Below are 6,676 nucleotides of genomic sequence, written 5' to 3'. Positions count from 1 at the left end.
GTCGCCAAGAAGACCGCAGCCGCGAAGAAGCCCGTCGCCTAGAAGACCGCAGCCCCGAAGTAGCCGGTCGCCAGGAAGACCGCAGCCGCGAAGAAGCCCGTCGCCAAGAAGACCGCTGCCTCTAAGAAACCGGTCGCCAAGAAGACCTCGGCCGCGAAGAAGCCGGTCGCCAAGAAGACCGCAGCCGCGAAGAAGCCGGTCGCCAAGAAGACCGCAGCCGCGAAGAAGCCGGTTGCCAAGAAGACCGCTGCCGCGAAGAAGTCCGTCGCCAGGAAGACCGCCACCGCGAAGAAACCGGTCGCCAAGAAGACCGCTGCCGCGAAGAAGCCCGTCGCCAGGAAGACCGCTGCCGCCAAGAAGCCGGTCGCCAAGAAGACCTCCGCGCGGAAAACCGCTTCCACGCGCCGCCCCCGCAAAATCGTCGAGCAGCCTATTCCCGAAGTGGAACTGATCTTCATCCCGGAAGAAACCTTCGAGACCATCGAAACCACATCCGAAGTGACGGATTTCACCGATCCCGACATTTCGGAATAAGGTCAGGCCTTAAAGAACGACGACATGGGATGAGCGGCACGAAACGGCTTTTCTCCTCTGTGTCGTTCAAGCCTAACGATTTTTCAAACAGGCGCGATTTTCGCGCCTGTTTTTATGCGCCACGGGCCAACCAATCCTCGATCAAGCGCCGTGCGATTGAATCTTGCGGGGGCAGCCCAAACCCCAGCGCCGCATGAGCACGCACCTGGGCACGGGTAAACCAACGCGCGTCGCGCATCTCATCGTCCTGTAGTTGAATCTCCTCGCTTATCCCTTGCGCGTGAAACCCCAGCATTAGAGACGCTGGAAATGGCCAGGGCTGGCTTGAATGATAATCAACGGCGCCGGTTTTTACACCGGTTTCCTCGAACACTTCCCGGCGAACCGCATCCTCCAGGCTTTCTCCCGGTTCAACGAAACCGGCCAGCGTGGAATACATATTCTTCTCCACCGGAAAACGATGCGACTGCCCAAGCAGCGCCTTGTCCGCGCGCGTGACCAGCATGATCACGGCGGAATCCGTGCGCGGAAAATGCTCCTTACCGCATTGTTCGCAGCGCAATACCCACCCGGCGCGCCATGGTGCCAGCCTGCCCGCGCAAAGCGGACAATATTTATATGTCGCATGCCAGTTGAACACACCGCGCGCGGTGGCCAGCAAGGCGGCATCCAGCGCGGGCAACAAAGCCGTGAGAGCGCGCAACTCCGTGAACGCTCCTTCCATCAATCCGGCGGGCAGCGCACGTCCTGAATAATTCACCGCGAAAAGCGGAACACCGTCCACCAATCCCAAAAAGAGATCGGGAGATATATCCCGCAACGGCAATCGTATCGCGCGCGGTGCCCGTGCGCTCGTATCGACCAGCACCTTGCCATCCCGCAATGGCACATAGCGGCTGGTCGCATCCATGGCGGCGCGCGCTTGCCATGCCGCATCCTCCCGCAGGGGCGCGGCCCGGTCCAGCGCATCACTGCTATAATGATTTGGTTCAGTTTTACCTGTAAAATCCATGGCTTCCCATGTGACACGCCGCCTTTTTCCTGCCAAGCTTGCACTTCGGCGCCGCAGAGGCGATAATCGGCGCGGGAGATCGGCGGCGGACATCGCGGCCCGCCAACCTGGTCAGGGCCGGAAGGCAGCAGCCACAACGGATTTCGCATGGGTCGTTGTCCGGTCTCCCGCCCGAATATCTGCTTTCAAGGTCCGCATTGCCCATGGGTTTGTTCGACGACGATGCGCCAGACGCCCCGCCGCCGGGCCCCGACCTTCTTGGCGACACCCCCGCGCAAGAAGCCCCAAAGGCCGCTGCTTACCGGGTTCTGGCCCGCAAATACCGCCCCACGACGTTTGACGATCTGATCGGCCAGGACGCGCTGGTGCGCACGCTGCGCAACGCCTTCGCCATGAACCGCATCGCCCATGCCTTCATGCTGACTGGCGTGCGCGGGGTTGGCAAAACCACCACCGCGCGCATTCTGGCCCGCGCGTTGAACTGCACCGGGCCTGATGGCAATGGCGGCCCCACACCGGACCCGTGTGGCATATGCGATACCTGCAAGGCGATCCTCGCCGAGCGTCACCCGGACGTGGTGGAAATGGATGCCGCCTCCAATACCGGTGTCGACGATGTACGCGAGATCATCGAGGCGACACGCTTCAAGCCGCTTTCGGCGCGGGTGAAGGTCTTCATCATCGACGAGGTGCACATGCTCTCCAAAGCGGCGTTCAACGCGCTGCTGAAGACGCTGGAAGAACCGCCCCCCCATATCAAGTTCGTGCTGGCCACGACCGAAATCCGCAAGGTGCCGGTCACCGTGCTCTCACGCTGCCAGCGCTTCGACCTGCGCCGCGTGCCGGTGGAGGTGCTGACCGCGCATTTCACGCGCATCGCCCGCAAGGAAGAAGTGGCGATTTCAGAAGCCGCCCTCACCCATATTGCCCGCGCGGCGGACGGCTCGGTGCGCGACGGGCTGTCCCTGCTCGACCAGGCCATCGCCCGCGGGAGCGAGGATGGCGGCGAGATCACCGGCCCGATGGTGGCGGATATGCTCGGCCTCGCGGATCGTGGCTTCGTGTTCGACCTGATGGATGCCGTCATGAAGGGCGACGTCCAGGCCGCGCTGAAGATTTCCGACGATTCCTATGAGCGGGGCGCCGATCCTGGCGTGCTGCTCTCGGACCTGCTGGGGCTGGCGCATCTGATCACCCGCATGAAATCCGTACCCGCCCTGGCCAAGAGCGGCGCGTTGCCGGAAATGGAACGCACACGCGGCATGGCGATGGCCGACCTGCTTTCCATCCCCTTTCTAGGCCGGCTCTGGCAGATGCTGCTGAAAGGGTTGCAGGAGGTGGAAACCGCGCCGGACCGGCGCGCGGGCGCCGAGATGATTCTGATCCGGCTCTGCCATGTCGCGGATATGCCCCCGCCCGGCGAGTTGGTGAAGAAGCTGACAGAGGCCCCCAGCGCGGCCTTGGGTGGCTCTCCCGCTGGCGGACCGGGTGGCGGCGGAGCACGGGCGGTGGCCAACGGCAACACGGTGATGCAAATCGCCGCGCCACGCGCGTTGAGTTTTCAGGATGTGGTGGCGCTGGCCCATGCCAAGCGGGATGTCATGCTCTATGCGCATCTGCGCCAGTCCGTGCATTTGGTGCGCTTCGCACCGCCGGTGATCGAGATGCGCCTGACGGAGGAGCATCCTCGCGACCTCATCTCCAAACTCTCCCGCATGCTGGAAGAGGAAACCGGGCGTCGCTGGACCATCGTGCTCTCCACCCAGCCGGGCGAACCGACGATCGACGAGGCTGAAGGCGTGGCCACCGCCAAGGCACGCGACGAAGCCCTGGCCCACCCTCTGGTACAAGCCATCCTGGCGCAGTTTCCGGGCACCAAGATGGAGACACCGCACGAACCCGAAACCGAGCCCGATCTACCCGCCGACTGGGCGGCGCTGGTTCCACCCGACGAGCTTTATGAAGGAGATGAATAAATGAAGAACATCGCCGGCCTGATGAAACAGGCCCAGCAGATGCAGCAGAAAATGGCCGATATGCAGGCCAAGCTGGAAGCCACCGAAATGGAAGGCGCGGCTGGCGCGGGGCTCGTGAAAATCGTGCTCTCCGGCAAGGGCGCTCTGAAAAGCGTGAAGATCGATCCTAAGCTGATCGACCCCGCCGAGACGGAGATGCTGGAAGATCTCATCGCCGCCGCCCATGCGGATGCGAAATCCAAACTGGACGCGATGATGGAATCCGAAACCAAGAACGCCATGGGCGGCATCAGCCTGCCACCGGGAATGAAGCTGCCCTTCTGAACCGATTCCAAAATCGATGGGCGGCCCCGAACTCGAAAATCTGATCGGCATGTTTTCGCGCCTGCCGGGGCTTGGCCCCCGCAGCGCGCGGCGCATCGTGCTGAAATTGCTGCGTGAAAAGGAAACCGGCCTGCTGCCGCTGGCCGATGCGTTGCGTGCCGCCGCCGCTTCGATCCGCGCTTGTTCCATCTGCGGCAATCTCGATTCTTCCGATCCTTGCGCCATCTGCACCGAGACACTGCGTGAAGCCCGCATCTGCGTGGTGGAAAATGTCGCCGATCTCTGGGCGCTGGAGCGCGCGCATGTTTACCGGGGCCGATATCACGTGCTGGGCGGCACGCTCTCGGCATTGTCTGGACGCGGACCGGAGGATCTTGCCATCACCCCTCTGGTCAGGCGCCTGGAGCAAGGCGGCATCGAGGAAATCATTCTCGCCATGCCCGCCACCGTCGACGGCGCGGCCACCGCCCATTACCTGACCGAACGGCTGCGCCGCTTTGCCGTGCCGATTTCCCGCCTTGCCCAAGGCGTGCCCATCGGCGGCGCGCTGGAGGTGCTGGATGAAGGCACATTGGCCACGGCGCTCAGGGCGCGCGGCGCGGCTTAAGGAAGTTCCGATGAGCAGTTCCCTCGACCCCGCTGACTGGTCCACCCTGCGCGCCCTTGGCCACAAAATGCTGGACGACATGGTGGACCATCTCGCCACCCTGCGCGAACAGCCTGTCTGGCGCCCGATGCCTGACGCCGTGCGGCAATCCTTCACCGCCCCCGTGCCCAGCGCCGGCACGGATCTGGACGCCCTCTATACCCGCTTCACGGCCGACATTCAGCCCTATGTCACCGGTAACCTCCACCCCCGGTTCATGGGCTGGGTGCATGGCGGCGGCAACCCGGTTTCCATGCTGGCGGAATTGCTGGCGGGCGCCATGAACGCCAACTGCGGCGGGCGGGACCATGTGGGCATCGCCGTGGAACGACAGGTGGTTGCCTGGGCGGCTGAAATGCTGGGCATGCCCGCGCAAACCAGCGGCGTGCTGCTGACCGGCTCCTCCATGGCGAATTTCTGCGCCGTGCTTTGCGCCCGGCAGAAAGCCTTGGGCGAGGCCGGGCATGCAACCGGCGTGAACGGCGCCAAGCTCACCGCCTATGCCTCGGCGGGCGTGCACCGCTGTGTCACCGGGGCGCTGGACATGGCTGGTTTCGGCCGCGCCGCCCTTCGCAAAATTCCCGTCGACGCTTCGTTTCGCATGGACATGGCCAAGCTTCGCGAAGCCATCGCGGCGGATAAAGCGGCGGGCCGCACCCCTTTCCTCATCGCCGCCACAGCCGGTAGCGTGGATACCGGCGCTTTCGACGATCTGAACGAAGCCGCCGACATCGCAGAAGCGGAAAACGCATGGTTCCATGTGGACGGCGCTTTTGGCGCGCTAGCCGCTCTCTCCCCCGCCAAGCGCCATCTCACCGAGGGGCTGGGCCGCGCGGATTCCATCGCCTTCGATTTTCATAAATGGGCGCAGGTGACTTATTCCTGCGGCTGTCTGCTGGTGCGCGACCCGGCCATCCACAATGAAGCCTTTTCCCAAGCCACTCATTACCTTGCCGCGGCACCACGCGGGCTCGCGGGCGGTTTCCCCTGGCCATGCGATCTGGGGCCGGATCTCTCACGCGGTTTCTCCGCCCTGAAAATCTGGATGACCCTGTCCGCCTACGGCACAAGCGGCTTGGCAAGCGTGGTGGAGACCAGCTGCGCTCTCGCGGCGCATTTGGCTGGGCATGTACAAGCCAGCAATCATCTCACCCTTCTAGCCCCCGTGGCACTCAACATTGTTTGTTTCGGGATCGAGGGGAAAACCGACCATGAGGTTCTAGATCTCGTGGCCGACCTGCAGGAGGATGGCCTGTTCGCCCCCTCCACCACTCATATTGCCGGGCGCGCGGCCATACGCTGCGCCATCGTCAATCACCGCACGACTGAAAACGACATCGACGCTCTGGTGACGGAAATTCTGCGGCGGATCTAGTATTCTTTATTTAGCGTCCTGCTTATCCCGGATCATTCACCCACGGATTTCAGGGTCAGGATCGTAAAACCTTACAAACTCATCCCCGCGTGCCCGGCACCGCGAAATAGCCCGGGTCGATCAACAGCCTGTCCACGCCGCCAGCCGGAACGTCAAGCCAGCCCCGCTCAGCGACGATCCGATGACACTGGCAGCCAGCCCAGCACGGTCCGATACGCCACCAAGGGCAACAGCAGCGGCACACCCGCCGGGCAGGGGCTGGCTGCCGCCGTGGAAGCGCCGGCCCAGCTCAGCACGACGCCATCGGGCCGGGACGCCAGGACGGAGAAGCTGCCACCGCCAATACGCAAGGCCTCTTCCTCCAGCATGCACGCCCCTCCTGGAGGGCCAAGCACCTCTCCCAACAGCTTAGCTTGCACAAGCCGCACCGCACCGGGCGGCGGCGCGTATCCGGTGGGAAACCCCAAATTTTCACCTGGCAAGGGCGGAGCGTTCACGGCGCGTGCACACAACATCAGTCCGGCGAACATCGCCAGAGCCAGCAGGTAAGATATGGCGGGCGTGCCGTAAGGCAAAATCCGTGGATCGGGCCCTGGGGCAGCCAGTCGTCTCGCCTTCGCCCGCATACACGGCGAAGAGCCAATGGCAGATGTTTCCGGCTTTTGGCGTTTCGGGGGGGATTTGAGCATTTTTCACCTCTTTTGCCTGCAATCTAGGCGCTTTGAGGCGCTTTGCGGAGAGGTCGAATGGCAGAGTTGCGTTAATTCGATATAAACACGGATTGAAGACGGCGGCTGGCTTTCCGGCCG

6 protein-coding genes, 1 other RNA gene and 1 pseudogene are annotated in these 6,676 nt (G+C 63.3%); 6 read left to right on the top strand and 2 right to left on the bottom strand.

The features are described from left to right. Window positions 1-129: 129 nt before the first annotated feature. Window positions 130-534: pseudogene (locus AB7D48_RS16300) on the top strand (hypothetical protein); the annotation flags it as partial. 112 nt (window positions 535-646) lie between these two features. Here AB7D48_RS16300 and nudC read toward each other — a convergent pair. Continuing rightward, window positions 647-1,546 carry an NAD(+) diphosphatase gene (gene nudC, locus AB7D48_RS16295; protein ID WP_427981346.1) on the bottom strand — a complete coding sequence of 300 codons (900 nt, stop codon included), beginning with the start codon at window positions 1,544-1,546 and terminating at the stop codon, window positions 647-649. Between the two features lie 73 nt (window positions 1,547-1,619). On the opposite strand from nudC, the gene ffs reads away from it, so the two are divergent. The 5 genes from ffs (at window position 1,620) to AB7D48_RS16270 (ending at window position 5,867) form a co-directional block, all read left to right on the top strand. Beyond that, an RNA gene (ffs, locus tag AB7D48_RS16290) (signal recognition particle sRNA small type) lies at window positions 1,620-1,718 on the top strand. A gap of 31 nt (window positions 1,719-1,749) precedes the next feature. After that, the gene (locus AB7D48_RS16285) at window positions 1,750-3,522 is read left to right on the top strand and encodes a DNA polymerase III subunit gamma/tau (protein WP_427981344.1); all 1,773 of its coding nucleotides are present in this window, start codon (window positions 1,750-1,752) and stop codon (window positions 3,520-3,522) included. Further along, window positions 3,523-3,846 (top strand): YbaB/EbfC family nucleoid-associated protein, encoded by a 324-nt coding sequence (locus tag AB7D48_RS16280; RefSeq protein WP_427981342.1) that lies wholly within the window; start codon window positions 3,523-3,525, stop codon window positions 3,844-3,846. It abuts the gene before it with no gap. A 16-nt stretch (window positions 3,847-3,862) separates the two neighbouring features. Beyond that, window positions 3,863-4,453, top strand: a complete 591-nt coding sequence (gene recR, locus AB7D48_RS16275) for a recombination mediator RecR (RefSeq protein WP_427981340.1) — start codon at window positions 3,863-3,865, stop codon at window positions 4,451-4,453. A 10-nt stretch (window positions 4,454-4,463) separates the two neighbouring features. Continuing rightward, the gene (locus AB7D48_RS16270; protein ID WP_427981338.1) at window positions 4,464-5,867 is read left to right on the top strand and encodes a pyridoxal phosphate-dependent decarboxylase family protein; all 1,404 of its coding nucleotides are present in this window, start codon (window positions 4,464-4,466) and stop codon (window positions 5,865-5,867) included. Between the two features lie 167 nt (window positions 5,868-6,034). Here the strand turns inward: AB7D48_RS16270 and AB7D48_RS16265 are convergent, their stop codons facing one another. Continuing rightward, window positions 6,035-6,493 carry a hypothetical protein gene (locus tag AB7D48_RS16265; RefSeq protein WP_427981335.1) on the bottom strand — a complete coding sequence of 153 codons (459 nt, stop codon included), beginning with the start codon at window positions 6,491-6,493 and terminating at the stop codon, window positions 6,035-6,037. Window positions 6,494-6,676: the final 183 nt, after the last annotated feature.

It is taken from the genome of Acidocella sp. (assembly GCF_050253495.1).
Taxonomy (GTDB): Bacteria; Pseudomonadota; Alphaproteobacteria; order Acetobacterales; family Acetobacteraceae; genus Acidocella.
This window is presented reverse-complemented; position numbering and strand designations above follow the sequence as displayed.